Origin of the sequence: Streptomyces sp. NBC_00009, assembly GCF_045040855.1 — a bacterium.
GTDB classification, from domain to species: Bacteria; Actinomycetota; Actinomycetes; order Streptomycetales; family Streptomycetaceae; genus Streptomyces; species Streptomyces aureus.
Window position 1 is genome coordinate 8,084,250 of sequence record NZ_CP108312.1, and the last position, 15,459, is coordinate 8,099,708.

14 protein-coding genes are annotated in these 15,459 nt (G+C 68.2%); 6 read left to right on the forward strand and 8 right to left on the reverse strand.

The window, feature by feature from the left end; genetic code table 11:
• Positions 1-4 precede the first annotated feature (4 nt).
• Both OHA58_RS36790 and OHA58_RS36795 read right to left on the reverse strand, forming a co-directional pair.
• Positions 5-1,063, reverse strand: coding sequence for an HAD-IIA family hydrolase (locus OHA58_RS36790; protein WP_405485367.1), 1,059 nt, complete (start codon positions 1,061-1,063; stop codon positions 5-7).
• 252 nt (positions 1,064-1,315) lie between these two features.
• Complete coding sequence (locus OHA58_RS36795; protein ID WP_405484021.1) at positions 1,316-2,011, reverse strand: TetR/AcrR family transcriptional regulator; 696 nt, start codon at positions 2,009-2,011, stop codon at positions 1,316-1,318.
• Between the two features lie 264 nt (positions 2,012-2,275).
• Between OHA58_RS36795 and OHA58_RS36800 the strand changes: the two genes are divergently transcribed.
• The 3 genes from OHA58_RS36800 (at position 2,276) to OHA58_RS36810 (ending at position 4,232) form a co-directional block, all read left to right on the forward strand.
• The gene (locus OHA58_RS36800; RefSeq protein WP_405484022.1) at positions 2,276-2,503 is read left to right on the forward strand and encodes a hypothetical protein; all 228 of its coding nucleotides are present in this window, start codon (positions 2,276-2,278) and stop codon (positions 2,501-2,503) included.
• Between the two features lie 28 nt (positions 2,504-2,531).
• Positions 2,532-2,924, forward strand: coding sequence for a hypothetical protein (locus OHA58_RS36805; protein ID WP_405484023.1), 393 nt, complete (start codon positions 2,532-2,534; stop codon positions 2,922-2,924).
• A 78-nt stretch (positions 2,925-3,002) separates the two neighbouring features.
• A complete protein-coding gene (locus OHA58_RS36810) occupies positions 3,003-4,232 on the forward strand; it encodes a 4-hydroxybenzoate 3-monooxygenase (RefSeq protein ID WP_405484024.1) in 1,230 nt (409 codons plus the stop codon).
• Between the two features lie 152 nt (positions 4,233-4,384).
• Here OHA58_RS36810 and OHA58_RS36815 read toward each other — a convergent pair whose 3' ends face one another.
• The 3 genes from OHA58_RS36815 to OHA58_RS36825 form a co-directional block, all read right to left on the reverse strand.
• Entirely contained in the window at positions 4,385-4,804 is a 420-nt protein-coding gene (locus OHA58_RS36815; protein ID WP_405484025.1) for a RidA family protein, read from the reverse strand.
• 104 nt (positions 4,805-4,908) lie between these two features.
• A complete protein-coding gene (locus OHA58_RS36820) occupies positions 4,909-6,099 on the reverse strand; it encodes an alpha-hydroxy acid oxidase (RefSeq protein ID WP_405484026.1) in 1,191 nt (396 codons plus the stop codon).
• Between the two features lie 4 nt (positions 6,100-6,103).
• Positions 6,104-6,643 (reverse strand): amino acid ABC transporter ATP-binding protein, encoded by a 540-nt coding sequence (locus OHA58_RS36825; RefSeq protein ID WP_405484027.1) that lies wholly within the window; start codon positions 6,641-6,643, stop codon positions 6,104-6,106.
• Between the two features lie 224 nt (positions 6,644-6,867).
• On the opposite strand from OHA58_RS36825, the gene OHA58_RS36830 reads away from it, so the two are divergent.
• Positions 6,868-8,382 carry a long-chain-fatty-acid--CoA ligase gene (locus OHA58_RS36830; protein ID WP_405484028.1) on the forward strand — a complete coding sequence of 505 codons (1,515 nt, stop codon included), beginning with the start codon at positions 6,868-6,870 and terminating at the stop codon, positions 8,380-8,382.
• Positions 8,382-9,374, forward strand: a complete 993-nt coding sequence (locus OHA58_RS36835) for a phosphotriesterase (RefSeq protein WP_405484029.1) — start codon at positions 8,382-8,384, stop codon at positions 9,372-9,374. Before OHA58_RS36830 ends, OHA58_RS36835 begins: the two co-directional genes overlap by 1 nt.
• Positions 9,375-9,386: 12 nt before the next feature.
• Here OHA58_RS36835 and OHA58_RS36840 read toward each other — a convergent pair whose 3' ends face one another.
• Positions 9,387-9,944, reverse strand: coding sequence for a DinB family protein (locus OHA58_RS36840; protein WP_405484030.1), 558 nt, complete (start codon positions 9,942-9,944; stop codon positions 9,387-9,389).
• A gap of 176 nt (positions 9,945-10,120) precedes the next feature.
• Positions 10,121-13,495, reverse strand: a complete 3,375-nt coding sequence (locus OHA58_RS36845; protein ID WP_405484031.1) for a pyruvate carboxylase — start codon at positions 13,493-13,495, stop codon at positions 10,121-10,123.
• 597 nt (positions 13,496-14,092) lie between these two features.
• Between OHA58_RS36845 and OHA58_RS36850 the strand changes: the two genes are divergently transcribed.
• The gene (locus OHA58_RS36850; protein ID WP_389531292.1) at positions 14,093-14,461 is read left to right on the forward strand and encodes a hypothetical protein; all 369 of its coding nucleotides are present in this window, start codon (positions 14,093-14,095) and stop codon (positions 14,459-14,461) included.
• Positions 14,462-14,757: 296 nt separating this feature from the next.
• Here OHA58_RS36850 and OHA58_RS36855 read toward each other — a convergent pair whose 3' ends face one another.
• On the reverse strand, positions 14,758-15,402 hold the full coding sequence (locus OHA58_RS36855; RefSeq protein WP_405484032.1) for a hypothetical protein: 645 nt from the start codon (positions 15,400-15,402) through the stop codon (positions 14,758-14,760).
• Positions 15,403-15,459 lie beyond the last annotated feature (57 nt).

Here is a 15,459-nt window from a genome sequence, read left to right on the forward strand (position 1 = left end):
GTGCTCAGCGGGAGTCCGAGGCCAGCCGTTCGAGGAGGTCGGGGAGCGCGGCGAAGGAGTCGAGCACATGGTCCGGTGTGCCCTCGGCCGAACGGTGGGTCTCCGGAAGGTACTTGCCTGTCTTGACGAGGGCGCCGGTGATGCCGCTGCGCTGGGCGGCGAGCACGTCGGACTCGATGTCGTCGCCCACCATGAGCGTCGCGGACGCATCGGCGCCCAGGTGGGCGAGCGCGGTGGCGAAGAAGGCCTCGGAGGGTTTGCCGGTGATGCTCGCCTCGACCCGGGCGGCCCGCTCGAGCCCGAGGAGGAAGGCACCCGTGTCGAGGTCGAGCCCGTCGGCCGTGCGCCAATAGAGGTTCCGGTGCATGGCTACGAGGTGCGCTCCGCGCTGGAGGTGATGGAAGACGCGGTTGAGGGCTGCGTAGCCGAACTCGTCCCCTGCGCCACCGACCACTACGACGTCCACGTCTGCGTGTGCCTCCGGCTCGACAAGCGTGACGCCCGTCAGATCGTCCTGGATGTCACCGGCGTTGAGCAGCAGGCAGCGCGCGCCCGGGTGGTTCTCGCGAAGGTAGGCGGCGGTGACGGCAGGGGCGGTGAGGATGTCGTCGACCGAGACGGGAAACCCGGCCCCCGTAAGCCGTGCGCAGATCGACGCGCGTGTACGCGAGGTCGTGTTGGTGACCAGCGCGAGCGGGAGCCCCGCGGCGCGCAGCCGCTCCATGGCCTCGACGGCACCGGGGAGAGGCTCCCAGGACACCGTGAGGACGCCGTCGATGTCGATGAGGACTGCGCGGATCGCGCCGGTTCGCTCTCGCTCCATAGGGCGACGGTAGTCGCCGCGCGGCTGAATCCGCGGTGCAAGCTCTCCGAGTCGCTGGTCCATCCCGATTAGGGTGTGCGTCAGAAGTCGGTATACAGCTGAGAATCCTCTTTGACCTGCGCGGACGCGGCGCGTGAGGGCTACCGGTGCACTGTGGGTGCACCGGCGGGGTATTGGAGTCCCGGAGAACAGTGGCCGCACCCGGGCGGCCACGCCGCTGGATGCCGCCGCGACTCGCATCACGGGTCTTCGCCATGGCAGAGCACGTCGCTGGGCGGTTACGACACCGTTCCCCTTCTGATGGGCCTGACCGACCGTCACGCCGAGATCAGAAGTTCGGCCCGCTCGTAGCCGATGAGCATGTGCCGGAATCCCTCGGTCGGACCACTCACCGACGTTGATCGCCGAGGCGAGTTCTCGACACTGCCCACCAGCGTGTTCGGGATCAGGGGGGTGAGTTGATCACTTGAGGGTGCTGTCGTTTGCCGACACTCACGAGCCGGTCGGCTGGCTCGGGCGGATTGCGGCCTCGATGTGGGCGAGTTGGGCGGCGAGGATCTCTTCGAACGCGGCGCGGCGGTCTGCCCCGAGAGGGCGGACCTCGCGGGCGAAGTGGGCCAGGGCGGGGAAGCGTTCGGGGTCGGCGCCCAGTACCGCGACGCGGAACAGCTCCATGCCCTGTTCGTACTCCTTGGGCGTGATGGTGCTGACCCCGGCCTCGGAGGCGATCAACGCGGCGATGAGGACCGCGATCCGGTGATAGCGCGCCGGGATCTCTTCGTCGGGCAGTCCCGAGGCGCGCAGGGCCTGCAGCGCCTCTTCCATGACCAGCCGGGACCCGGTGCCGCTCGACGCGTAGCGTCCCCAGACCGCGGCGAGCTGGGGGTGCTGGCTGAAGGCCTCTCTCACGCGCAGGGCCAGGGCGGTGATGCGCTGCTTCCAGTCGCCCTCGGGGCGGTAGCCGTCCATGGCGGCCTCGAGGATCCGGTCGGCGACCGCCCGCAGCAGTTCCGTCTTGCTGCGGAAGTGCCGGTAGAGGCTGGAGGAGTCAGTCCCGAGGGTCGCTGCGAGCTTGCGCACGCTGAACGACTCGGCGTCGCTCGTGCGCAGCAGCTCCGCCGCCGCATCCAGGATCTCGTCGGTCGACCAGCGCCTTCTGCCTACTCCGCGGGCAGGCCGCAGCCACATCCCATCGACGACGCGCTTGCGGCTCTCTACCGCGTGGCGATGTACGGCTGACCGGGCCGGAGAGAGTCCCTTTCACCAACCGGCACGTATCCCGGGACGGGGGAGTCGAGATGGCGGTAGGAATGACTGCCGCACATTCGGCACGGCGACGCCGCAGACTCCTTGGCGGTCTCACTCCTCACCGTGCCAAGCGGTCAAGTCGGGCCGGTGAAAGGCCGATGTAGCCTTCTGCCCGTTCGATCCGAGGCAGGGAGCGGGAAGGCGATGGACGTAGTGCTCCTTATGGAGGCGTTGGCTGAGCAGGGAGTCACGGTGCTGTTGAAAGCCGACGCCGAGCGCATGCGCGATGGAGCGAAACCCTGGACCTTCGTCGCGAGCGGGGCGCCGTTTCGGGATGATCTCCTGGTACGCACCGACGCCGTGTCTGTGGAGGTTTGTTTGGAGGTCTGCCTTCCGCGACTGCGCGAGTTCGGCTTGGTGATTCCCGATTGACGGCGCGGCACGGGTGGAGGATCCGGCGGTGATCGAGTTGCCGCAGGGGGCGTGGTGGGACTGGGACATTGTTGCCTGGGACCCGGGGCGGCTGTGTCTGGGCGCCGGGCACGACGTCTCGTATGCCCACGGCTTGGAGTTGGTGTTCAGCGACCCGATCTTCGTCAAGTGCCCTGCGGCCTTCCACGATCCAGTTTTTCGTCAGCCGACACCTGATGAGGTCCGCCTCGTCGTCCGGCAGGTCGGTGAGACACCTCCCGTGCTGGTCGCCTTCGAAGCCGACGCGGGCGGCCCCGCTCTCGTCTCCGGTCTGCTTGCGGCCGGGCGGCTCGACATCGTCCAGGGAACTGTCTTCCGGTACTGGCGCGAGGACCTGGCGGCCGGCGAACGCCTGGCTCCTTGGGTGAGACCTCCGGTGTGACCGGTCTTCCATGGGTTCGGACGGCGGCACAGCAGGGCCGGGGATCCAACTGTCCACCCGCGCCGACATAATGTCGCCGTGAACCCTCTTCTGCATCCCAATACCCCTGCTCCACAACGTGTTTCGGTAGTCGTGGTGGGCGCCGGTCCCGCCGGGCTGACCGTCGCGAACATCCTCAGACGCGCCGGGGTCGACTGCGTGGTCCTCGAGACCGAGACACGGGAGTTCATCGAGCAGCGGCCGCGCGCCGGGGTCATCGAAGAGTGGGCGGTTCGCGCCCTGGAGGAACGGGGTCTCGCCGAGAACCTGCTGCAAAAGGCGCAGCGGCACACCGTGTGTGAGTTCCGGTTCGAGGGTGTTCAACACCGCTTTTTCTACAGTGAATTGACGGGGCGAAACCATTACATCTACCCCCAACCGTTGCTCGTCACGGATCTGGTGCGTGAGTACGCCGACGTGCGGGGCGGTGACATCAGGTTCGGCGTCCGGGACGTGCAGGTGCACGACGTGGACACCGATCAGCCATCGGTTTCGTACACCTGCCCCCAGTCCGGTCAACGCCAGGTGATTCATTGTGACTTCGTCGCAGGGTGTGACGGTGCGCGTGGGGTGACGCGGCGCGCACTGCCCGCCGATCGATTCCCGGTCGCGCGCCACGACTACGGAATAGGTTGGCTGTCCCTGCTGGCCGAGGCGCCGCCTTCCTCCGACTGTGTGCTCTTCGGAATCCATCAGGACGGATTCGCCGGACAGATGCCCCGCAGTCCCGAGGTGACCCGGTACTACCTCCAGTGCCCGCCCGGCGACGACCCGGAGAACTGGTCGCACGAGCGCGTATGGGCCGAGCTGCGCCGACGGCTCGCTGCGGAGGGTGCCCCCGAGTTGGTCGAGGGGCGGTTGATCGAGAAGCGGATGCTCGACATGCACGACTATGTCGTCGAGCCGATGGCTTCCGGGCGCCTGTTCCTGGCGGGCGACGCGGCCCACCTCGTGGCGCCGATCGCGGCGAAGGGCATGAACCTCGCTCTCCACGACGCCTTCCTGCTCGGCGACGCACTGGTCGCCCACCTCACGCAGGGAGCCGACGGCAACAGCTGCGGCCTGGAGAGCTATTCGGAGGCCTGCCTGCGTCGCGTGTGGGATTACCAGGAGTTCTCGCAGTGGCTGTCCGAGGTCTACCACGGGGCGGCCACGGGGGAGCCGTTCCGGACAGGTACCACGCTCGCCCGGCTACGACGGCTGTTCACCTCGCCGGTCGCTGCGGCCGCCTTCGCCGAGCAGTACCTCGGAACGGCCGAGCGCTACTGACCGGCAGTCTGCGAGCCACTCGGCATCGCCCGGCCTGGAGCGGGCGGCCCTGACATGCCGCTCGCACCGCGGCCGGACGGCTGCGAACACGGCGAGGCGTCCCCGCCACGGGGCCGCTCGGTGATCACGTGGCCGCCGACCCGATCACGTGATCACCGGAGATCCGAAGAGCCATCGGCCGACGGTGCGACGGCGGCGTGTGCGGTGATCTCGATGCGCCTCCCTTCTGCGGCGAGGGCTGCGACGGCCACACAGCACCGGACCGGCACCGGCTGAGGGATACACGCCGCGTAGACCTCGTTGAACACCTCGCGATCCGCCATGTCCGTGAGATAGATGGTCAGATGGAGCAGCCGGGACAGTGAGCTGTCTGTGGCCTCGAGTGTTTCTGACAGGTTGTGGAACACCTGCTCGGTCTGGCGTCTGATGTCGCCGAGTTCCAGGGAGCCGTCGGTGCGGTCGGGGATTTGCGTGGTGAAGATGACTCCCGCGTAGGACACGGCGTCGGCCGAGAGTGCGGTGTCGGTCTCATCCGAGGGCGTCGGGATGCGCGTAATGGCGCTGCTAGTCATGGTGGTCCTTCATCGGGGCGGCCTGGTGTGGGCATGGACCCGTCGACCAGGGGGTTGATTGCGGGGTGACCGACGCGGGATCGGGTGCGGTGTCGGCCGAGCGTTCATCGCAGTGATCCCGTGAGCCGCGGTGAGCCGGCCTGCGCTGCTGAGGTGCGTGTGCTGTTGAGGGCGAGTGTGCCGGGGCCGACGTCGGCGAGGCTCGTCGCGCCCGTGAACGCGAGTGCGGTGGCGAGTTCGTCCGTGAGGATGTCGAGGATTGCGGCGGCGCCACGTTGGCCGGACTGGACTGCGCCGTACACGGCGGGCCGGCCGATGAGGCAGGCTGTGGCGCCGAGGGCGCGCATCTTGACGATGTCGCTGCCGCGCGGGATCCCGCTGTCGACGAGTATGTCGGCCTGATCGCCGACCGTCTCCGCGATCGCCGGAAGAGCCGAGAACGTGGACGGCTGGGCGTCGAACTGACGGCCCCCATGATTGGAGATGTAGATGCCGTCGACGCCTGCGTCGATGGCGAGTTGTGCATCGGCCGGGCTCATGATGCCCTTGACGACGAGCTTGCCGGGCCAGCGTTCGCGGATGCCGCGAACGTCGTCCCAGGTGACGCGGTCGTTGTCGGCCTCCATGAACTCGCCCATCTCCTGGATGGTCATCGGGCGGCCTTCGATGGACTGATCGCCGAAGGTGATCTTCGGCCCGAAGAGGAAGTTGCTGACCCAGCGGGGTTTCCGGACGGCGTTGAGCACTCCTCGGGCCGACGGACGGGCGCGCATCGTGAAGCCGTTGTGCAGGTCGCGTTCGCGCTTGCTGGACACCGATACGTCGCCGGCGATCACCAGGACGTCGACTCCGGCGTCAGCGGCACGTTCAAGGTGCCGGTCGACGAGGCGTGGGTCGGCCCACAGGGCGGCCTGGCACCACACCGAGCCCGGCGCGGCCGCGACCACGTCCTTGAGCGGAGTGCCGGACCATGCGCTGTGCACAAAGACGGTGCCGGCGGCCTGAGCGGCCCGGGCCAGGTGGACGTCGGCCTGCGGGTGGAACAGGGAGAGCAGCCCCATCGGCGCGATGAGTACGGGAGTTCGCAGCCGGTGGCCGAGGACACTGGTGCTCAGATCGATGCCGGAGACGTCGCGCATGATGCGCTGTTGCAGGGGCAACCCGGCCAGGTCGGCGGTGTTGCTCGCGAGAGTCTGTTCGTCGAGCGCGCCGCCTTCGAGGAAGTCGTAGACGATGTGGGGCAGGCGCTTGCGTGCGGCCTTGCGGTAGTCGCTGACGCTGATTCGCTTGGGCATCGTGTTACTCCGTGAGGGCTTCGGCGGTGGGTACTGCCGCCGGTACGTCCGTTACGTGGGACATGAACGCGGTGACGTGTTCATCGGTGGTCGACCTGAACTGGCTCGGGGGAGCGTCATAGACGACGGTGCCGTCTGCCATCAGCACGATGCGGTCGGCGACCTCCAGCGCGAAATGCACTTCGTGGGTGACGATGACCATCGTGATGCCGGTGTGCGCGAGTGCGCGGATCACCCGCAGGACTTCGCCGACCAGTTGCGGATCGAGTGCTGAGGTGGGTTCGTCGAACAGCATCAGCCGGGGGTGCATCGCGAGCGCGCGGGCGATCGCCACACGCTGCTGCTGACCGCCGGACAGCTGGCGGGGATAGGTGGCGGCGTGCTCGCCGAGACCCACCTGAGCCAGGAGATCGCGCGCCTCGGCCTCGGCTTCCTCGCGTCCGAGCCCGAGCACCTTGCGCGGGCCGAGCGTGATGTTGTCCAGCGCCGTGAGGTGGCCGAACAGGTTGTTCAACCTCGACCTGACCGACCTCGACACGTTCACCTGGCTTGTCCTCCACTGCCGCTACGTTTCGCGCTCGACCGCAGGGGCGAAGCCTGCGAACTGACGGCCGCCCGGCAGGCGTTGACTGCCGCGACCGACGGCAGCCGGAGCAGGAGCACACGGCCGGTTCCGGGGTCGCTCTTCGGTGTCCGTGCGCAATCCCTTGACCCCCTACCGACCGGACGGTATGTCTAGGGCCACTGTTACGGCACTCAGGAGCTGATGTGAGCTTCAACCTGGCCACGATGCTGTACGAGACGGCGTCGGCCGCCCCGGACAAGCCATGCGTCATCATCGACGACACTGCCTTGACCTACGCCCAGATCGAGGAACTCTCCGGCCTGGTGGCCGGCAACCTCCTCGCGCTCGGACTCGAACGGGGCGCGAAGGTAGCGGTCCAGCTGCCCAACATCCCGCAGTTCCTGTTCGCCTACTTCGGCGCCCTGCGGGCCGGCCTGGTCATGGTGCCGCTGAACCCGCTTCTGCGGGCGCCGGAGGTCACGTACCACCTGGAGAACTCCGACGCTCAAGTGCTCATCACCTGCGAGTCGTTCGCCGAGGAGGCACACCGGGGTGCGAGCGCGGTGCCCGGTATCTCGACGTACGTCGTCGACCTCGGTGGCGGGCAGCGGCCGGAAGGAAGCAGGCCGTTCGACGAGCTGCACGCCCCGGTCGAGGCCCCCGACATCGTGCCGACCAACGCCGATGACACCGCGGTACTGCTCTACACGAGCGGCACCACCGGCAAGCCGAAGGGCGCCGAACTGACGCACTTCCAGCTCTACATGAACTGCTCCGTCGCCGGGGACCTGATCGGCTTCCTCGACGACGACGTCGTCATAGCCGTACTGCCGCTGTTCCATGTCTTCGGGCTGTCCAGTGTCCTCAACGCTGCCGTGCGCTTCGGCACCACCATGGTGCTGGTGCCCCGCTTCGAGCCGGGAGCGGTCATCGACGCCATAGAAGGGCATGGCGCCACCATCTTCCCGGGCGTGCCCACGATGTACGTCGCCCTCCTCAACGCAGCAGCCGAGGAACGGGACTTGACGTCGCTGCGTGTCGGAGTGTCGGGCGGTGCCGCCATTCCGGGGGAGGTCATCCGGGCCTTCGAGAAGCGGTTCCCCGGCATCGTGATCCTTGAGGGATACGGGCTGTCGGAGACGGCGAGTACCGCCACGTTCAACATCAGCGCCGACCAACGCAAGGTGCTCTCCGTCGGCAAGCCGGTGTGGGGCGTGCAGATACGCGTCGTCGACACCGACGACAAACCGCTGCCCCCTGGCCCGGACCACGTCGGCGAGATCGTGATCCGCGGGCACAACGTCCTGAAGGGCTACTACAAGAACCCGCAGGCGACGGCCGAGGCGATGAGGGGCGGCTGGTTCCACACCGGCGACCTCGGCTACGCCGACGAGGACGGCTACCTCTTCATCGTCGACCGGAAGAAGGACCTCGTCATCCGCGGCGGCTACAACGTCTATCCCCGTGAGGTCGAGGAGGTCCTGTACGAGCACCCCGCCGTCGCTGAGGTCGCCGTCATCGGCAGGCCCGACGAGACGTTCGGCGAAGAAGTCGTCGCGGTCGTCAGCCTGACGCCCGGACGGCAGGCCACACCCGAGGAGTTGACGGCGTTCTGCAAGGAACGGATGGCCGCCTACAAGTATCCCCGTGAGATCAGGGTGCTCCAGGAGCTGCCCAAGGGACCCACCGGGAAGATCCTCAAGAAGGAGCTGCGCTGATGGCCATGGTGGAGACCGTCCGGGGGCCGGTGGATTCGGCCGCGCTGGAGCGCACCTACATGCACGAGCACATCTTCGTGCTGACCCCGGACGTGCAGCAGAACTACCCGGGGGAGTGGGGCGACGAGGACGCCCGGATCGTCGACGCGGTGGACAAGCTCGGCGCGCTCAGCGCCCAGGGTGTCCGCACCATCGTCGACCCGACGGTGATCGGGCTCGGCCGATACATCCCACGGATCCAGCGCGTCGCCGAGCAGCTTCCCGACCTCAACATCGTTGTGGCGACGGGCTGTTATACGTACGAGAAGGTGCCGTTCTTCTTCCATCACCGCGGTCCGGCGTTGAACGAGGCCGCGGGAACGGAGGTGCCGGACCCGATGGTGGACATGTTCGTCGGCGACATCGAGAACGGCATCGCCGGCACCGGCGTCAAGGCCGGCCTGCTCAAGTGCGCCATCGACCAGCAGGGCCTCACGCCGGGTGTGGAGCGGGTGATGCGTGCGGTGGCCAAGGCGCATCTGCGCACCGGCACTCCGATCACGGTGCACACCCACCCGGGGGCGCACACGGGGGCGGAGGTCAAGCGTGTGCTGTGCGACGAGGAGGGTGTGGACCCGGGCCGTGTCGTGCTCGGGCACAGCGGTGACACCACCGACGTGGACCATCTCGGCGAACTGGCCGAAGCCGGGTTCGTACTCGGGATGGACCGGTTCGGGATCAACCTCGAGACCACCTTCGAGGCCCGGGCCGAGACGGTGGTGGAGATGTGCCGACGGGGGTACGCCGACCGGATGGTGCTCTCGCAGGACGCCTCCTGCTACATCGACTGGATCGACCCGGCCGTCATGCCGCTGCTGCCGCAGTGGCACTACCTGCACATCGCGGACGAGGTGCTGCCCTACCTCGAGCGGCGCGGGGTCACCGAGGAGCAGATCGACACGATGCTCGTCGACGTACCCCGCCGCTACTTCGAGGCCGACGCGAAGGCCTAGGGCCTTTCGCGGTCAGCCCATCGTCTTGGCCCCGTCGAGGGATTCCCGGATGATGTCGGCATGGCCGGCGTGCTGGGCGGTCTCGGCGACGATGTGCATCAGCACCCGGCGGGTCGACCACTGGGCGCCCGGCTCGAACCACGGGGCCTTCGGCAGCGGCCACGCGGCATCCAGGTCGGGCAGAGCGGCGACCACCTCGTCGGTCCGGCGGGCCACCTCGGCGTAAGCGGCCAGCACACCGGCCAGCGTCTCATCGGGCAGCAGCCGGAACCCGTCCTCTCGACGGGCCCAGTCGGCCTCGGTCATGGCCGCGAAGTCGGCCGTGGGGGACGGGCCGTTGAGGATGAAGTCGACCCAGCTCCGCTCGACCTCGGTGACGTGCTTGATGAGACCGCCCAGGCAGAGCGCGCTCGCGGTGGTCCGCTTCCGGGCCTGCTCGTCGGTGAGGTCACGGGTGGTGAAGCGCAGGAAGTTCCGGTGCTTGCCCAGCACCTCCAGCCACTCGGCACGCTCGCCGCTGACGGCCGGTGCCCCTGCCAGGTCATGGGTGTCCAGCTCGTTGACAGCCATGGTTTCCGCCTCCACGTGTTTCTGCTCCGTTGGACAAGAACCACGTTATGAGGCATTGAGGTCAGGTGCTGTCCTACATACGCGGTTGATGGGCAAAGACCATGCCGAAACCGCCCGACCCAGTGACGCGTAAGCCCCGGGCCGGCCGCAGTGCGACTGGCCCGGGGCGTCGGGCGTCAGGCGAGTTCGACCAGCAGGTCGCCGCCCTCCACCTGCTGGATCGTGTTGATGGCGAGCCGGGACACCGTGCCGGCCTTCGGGGCCGTGATGGAGGCCTCCATCTTCATCGCCTCGATCGTGGCCACCGTCGCACCGGCCTCCACCGTGTCGCCCTCGGCCACCGCCAGCGTGACGACGCCCGCGAACGGCGCCGCGACATGGTTCGAGTTGGCCTTGTCAGCCTTCTCGGTCACCGGGATGTCGGTCGCCACGGAGTGGTCCCGTACCTGGATCGGCCGCAGTTGACCGTTCAGCGTGGCCATCACGGTGCGCACACCGCGCTCGTCCGCCTCGCCGATGGCCTCCAGCTCGATGAGCAGCCGGACGCCGGGTTCCAGGTCCACGGAGTACTCGCGCCCGGGGCTGATGCCGTAGAAGAAGTCCTTGCTCGCCAGCACGCTCGTGTCGCCGTAGGCCTGCCGGTGGTTCTCGAAGTCCTTGGTCGGACCGGGGAACAGCAGCTGGTTCAGCGTCGCCCGCCGGTCCTTGGCAAGCCCGGCGCGCTCCTCGGCGGACAGCTCGCGCATCGGCTCGGGGCCTGCGCGTCCCTGCAGCGCCTTGGTGCGGAACGGCTCCGGCCACCCGCCGGGCGGCAGACCCAGCTCGCCGTGCAGGAATCCGATGACCGAGGACGGGAGGTCGAACGAGTTCGGCTCGGCCTCGAAGTCCTCAGGCGACACCCCGGCCCCCACGAGGTGCAGCGCGAGGTCGCCGACCACCTTGGACGAAGGGGTGACCTTCACGAGGTGGCCGAGGATCCGGTCGGCGGCGGCGTACATCGCCTCGATGTCCTCGAAGCGGTCACCGAGCCCGAGCGCGATGGCCTGCGTCCGGAGATTGGAGAGCTGGCCGCCCGGGATCTCGTGGTGGTAGACGCGGCCGGTCGGTGAGGACAGGCCCGCTTCGAACGGCGCGTAGATCTTGCGCACGCTCTCCCAGTACGGCTCCAGATCGCACACGGCCTGAAGATCGAGGCCGGTCGGCCGCTCCGAGTGGTTGGTGGCGGCGACGATCGCGGAAAGCGACGGCTGCGAGGTGGTGCCCGCCATCGACGCCACCGCTCCGTCCACCGCGTCCGCGCCCGCCTGGATCGCCGCGAGATAGGTGGCCAGTTGGCCACCCGCGGTGTCATGCGTATGGATGTGTACGGGCAGATCGAACTCCCTGCGCAGCGCGGAGACGAGCTTCGCCGCCGCGGGAGCGCGCAGCAGCCCCGCCATGTCCTTGACCGCGAGCACATGGGCGCCCGCGTCCACGATCTGCTCCGCGAGACGCAGGTAGTAGTCGAGCGTGTAGAGCTTCTCCGACGGGTCGGACAGGTCAGAGGTGTAGCACAGGGCGACCTCCGCGACCGCCGAGCCGGTCTCCCGTACCGCGTCGATGGCGGGCCGCATCTGACCCACGTCGTTCAGGGCGTCGAAGATCCGGAAGATGTCGATGCCGGTCGCTGCCGCCTCTTCCACGAAGGCGTTGGTCACCTCGGTGGGGTACGGCGTGTAGCCGACGGTGTTACGGCCGCGCAGCAGCATCTGCAGGCAGATGTTGGGCACGGCCGCCCGCAGTTCGGCGAGCCGGTCCCACGGGTCCTCGGCGAGGAAGCGCAGCGCGACGTCGTAGGTCGCGCCGCCCCAGCACTCCAGCGAAAGCAGCTGCGGCACCGTCTGCGCCACGGCCGGTGCCGCGGCGAGCAGGTCCTTGGTGCGGACCCGGGTGGCGAGCAGCGACTGATGCGCGTCCCGGAACGTGGTGTCGGTGACGCCGATGGTGGGCGAGGCGCGCAGCCACCGGGCGAAGCCCTCGGGGCCGAGCTCGGTCAGCTTCTGCTTGGAGCCGGCGGGCGGTGCGCCTTCGGGCAGCCGCGGCAGCTTGGTCGCCGCATCGATCAGCGGGGGCCGCTCGCCGTGCGGCTTGTTCACCGTGACGTCGGCGAGGTAGGTGAGCAACTTCGAGCCGCGGTCCGCCGAGTGACGGGCGGTCAGCAGATGGGGCCGCTTCTCGATGAACGAGGTGGTGACGCGTCCGGCGGCGAAGTCGGGATCGTCGAGAACGGCCTGGAGGAAGGGGATGTTCGTCGACACACCACGGATGCGGAACTCGGCGACGGCCCGCCGGGCCCGGCCGACCGCGGTCTCGAAGTCCCGTCCCCGGCACGTGAGTTTGACCAGCATCGAGTCGAAGTGGGCGCTGATCTCCGTACCGGCATGGGTGGTGCCGCCGTCCAGCCGGATGCCGGAGCCGCCCGGGGAACGGTAGGCGCTGATCTTGCCGGTGTCGGGGCGGAAACCGTTGGCCGGGTCCTCCGTGGTGATCCTGCACTGCAGCGCGGCACCGTGCAGGCGGACGGTGTCCTGGGACAGGCCGAGGTCGTCCAGCGTCTCGCCGGCGGCGATCCGCAGCTGGGCCTGGACGAGGTCCACATCGGTGACCTCCTCGGTCACCGTGTGCTCGACCTGGATCCGCGGATTCATCTCGATGAACACATGCTGTCCGGCGGGGTCGAGGAGGAATTCCACGGTGCCCGCGTTGCGGTAGCCGATCTGCCGGGCGAACTTCACGGCGTCGGCGCAGATCCGCTCACGCACCTCGGGATCGAGATTCGGCGCGGGGGCCAGCTCGATCACCTTCTGGTGGCGGCGCTGCAAGGAGCAGTCGCGCTCGAAGAGATGGATGACCCGGCCCTCGCCGTCGGCGAGGATCTGCACCTCGATGTGCCGGGGCTCGACGACGGCCTTCTCCAGGAAGACGGTCGGGTCGCCGAACGCCGACTCGGCCTCACGGGCCGCCGCCTCGATCGACTCGCGCAGCGTCGCCGCGTCCTCGACGCGCCGCATGCCGCGTCCGCCGCCCCCGGCCACGGCTTTCACGAAGAGCGGGAAACCGAGCTCGTCGGCCGCCCGGACCAGCTCGTCGACGTCGGTGGAGGGCTGCGAGGAACCAAGGACCGGGACGCCGGCCGCACGGGCCGCGGCCACGGCACGTGCCTTGTTCCCCGTCAGTTCGAGCGTCTCCGCGCTCGGCCCGACGAACGTGATGCCGGAACGCTCACACGCGAGCGCCAGTTCGGGGTTCTCGGACAGGAAGCCGTACCCGGGATAAATGGCGTCGGCGCCCGCCTTGCGCGCCGCGCGGATGATCTCCTCGACGGAGAGATAGGCCCGCACGGGGTGCCCGGCCTCGCCGATCTCGTAGGCTTCGTCCGCCTTCATCCGGTGCAGTGAGTTGCGGTCCTCGTGGGGGAACACCGCGACGGTTCGAGCCCCCAGCTCAAAGCCGGCGCGGAACGCCCGGATCGCGATTTCTCCGCGGTTGGCGACGAGCACCTTACGGAACATGCGCATGTCCTTCCGTCGCCCGGAATGGGCGAACTGTCGGGTTGCGGGGCGTCACGCTCCCGGATCATGCCACCTCTGCACTCCAGACATCCAGGTGCACTACGTCACACGCCGCAGCGTCGGGTGACGGCGTCCGGCGGCCCGGGGGCGCGCTCCGGACAGAGGGCTGCGGACGTCGACATGAGAACCCCGACTCGGCGGAATCGCGTGGCTTCATGGACGCCGAAACGGTTGGTACTGCTTATGAGTTGGCCCTGGAGAAGATCACCGAATCTCACCGTCCACCGCAACGTGAACAGTAAGTGAGGCATTCACCTGAAGGCGTCACGAGGAACACACGAAATGGGCACACCGGTGTGAGGCGTTCGACGTTGAAATGGATCCCCCGCTCACACATTTAGGCAAGTTGCCGATTACCTGGCCATATTTGGGATATTCCGATGGCCCTGTAACGCGACGGCGGTTACGTGACGCAGAGTTGTACGGGCCCCGCGCGACGCCTTGTGCGCGTGGTGCGGCAGGCGATTGCCTGAGAGAGTCAGAAGCGATGTCCGCCCCTGCCTCAGCCTGCAAGGTGACGCGTCAGATTGGATTCCCGTGAGCAATACCGACCCGATGGCCGGACCGCCCCACCCCTACGACCAGTACCAGCAGCCCCCACAGCCGCCACGGCGCCCTGAGCGGCGCGAGGGGGGCGCCCGACGGGCGGGGCTGGTCATCCACACCATCGCTGACATAGCCGCGGTGTTCCTGGGTCTGTGGATTCTGCTCTACCTGCTCGAAGCCAACCAGGACAACGTCTTCGTCGGATTCGTGCACGGAACGGCCGACTGGCTGGCCTGGTGGTCACAGGATGTTTTCACCATGGACACAGAAGGCCTTCGCGTTCTCCTCAATTACGGTCTGCCGGCAGTGATTTACCTGTTGGTCGGGCATGGGATCGCCGCGCGACTCAACCGCGTGTGACCGCGATTGAGCCCGCATTACCGGACGGCCGCCCCAGATACCGAGAAGGACCAGCCCTGTGAATCCCAGCTCAACCGGAAACGACCACTTGCCGGTCTACGACAGCCTGGTACGTGAACTCGGTGACGTCGTGGCGGAGGCCCGCTTGGTAGCCGCTGAGGCGCAGTACCAGGCGGCCTCTGCGCTCAATGGTCACGGTGGTGTTCGGCCGACGCCCGGTCCGGCCGAACACCCCGCGGGGCCGCACGGGTACGCCGGTGGCGCATAGGCGGTGAGGGCGTCGGCATGCCCCTGATTTAGCTCACGAATTCCCTGTCGCCGTAGTGCACTTGGGCCGTCTGCCAGTCGACACCGAGCTTGGCGGTGAACTCCCGGGCCAGTGGCAGGTCGGCGAGCGGGGCGATGAGGATGAGCCGGCCGTCGACGGTGACCGAGCCGCCGCCGAGTTCGTCGCGGGCCACCGGGTCCGCGACCAGCTCGTCGTGCAGCCGGTTCGCGCTGACGCCGGGTGCCTCGATTTCGAGTGCGTCGGTCTCCGGCGATGTGCGCGGCAGGCAGCGGAAGGTGAGCACGGACTCCTGACGGTACGTCTTGGCGATGACACCGGCGATGTGGTGGAGCCCGTCACGGCCGACCCTGCTGATGTCGAACTCGCGTGAACGCTCGTACGTGGCCTGCTCGAGATCGCCGGACCAGAAGACTCCCTCCAGGAGCTTCGAGGCGACGGGTGCGGCCCCGTTGGCGCGGATGATCCCGCGCACTTCGTGGTCGAAACGTGTGAGACGGGTGTGAAGCCTGGGGTCGTCCGGGTCCGTGATGACCGCGGTGTTGTTGGTGGCGAAGAGTTCCGCAGTTGGGCAATCAGCCGCGGCGGAGCTCGCGGCCGGCGAGCTTCCGGCGCCCGTAAGTCCCAGTGCGAGGGCGGCGACGGCTGCGGCCAAGAGGCGCGGCTGCCGCCGCGCGATGGTGATCTTCGTGGGTTGATCAACGATGTGGGC

Excerpts from the sequence above, each read along its gene's own strand:
- OHA58_RS36815 (WP_405484025.1), bottom strand. The coding sequence starts at position 4,804 with ATGACTAGCAGCGCCATTACGCGCATCCCGACGCCCTCGGATGAGACC.
- OHA58_RS36845 (WP_405484031.1), bottom strand. The coding sequence starts at position 13,495 with ATGTTCCGTAAGGTGCTCGTCGCCAACCGCGGAGAAATCGCGATCCGG.
- OHA58_RS36795 (WP_405484021.1), bottom strand. The coding sequence starts at position 2,011 with ATGTGGCTGCGGCCTGCCCGCGGAGTAGGCAGAAGGCGCTGGTCGACC.
- OHA58_RS36840 (WP_405484030.1), bottom strand. The coding sequence starts at position 9,944 with ATGGCTGTCAACGAGCTGGACACCCATGACCTGGCAGGGGCACCGGCC.
- OHA58_RS36820 (WP_405484026.1), bottom strand. The coding sequence starts at position 6,099 with ATGCCCAAGCGAATCAGCGTCAGCGACTACCGCAAGGCCGCACGCAAG.
- OHA58_RS36800 (WP_405484022.1), top strand. The coding sequence starts at position 2,276 with ATGGACGTAGTGCTCCTTATGGAGGCGTTGGCTGAGCAGGGAGTCACG.
- OHA58_RS36835 (WP_405484029.1), top strand. The coding sequence starts at position 8,382 with ATGGCCATGGTGGAGACCGTCCGGGGGCCGGTGGATTCGGCCGCGCTG.
- OHA58_RS36790 (WP_405485367.1), bottom strand. The coding sequence starts at position 1,063 with ATGCGAGTCGCGGCGGCATCCAGCGGCGTGGCCGCCCGGGTGCGGCCA.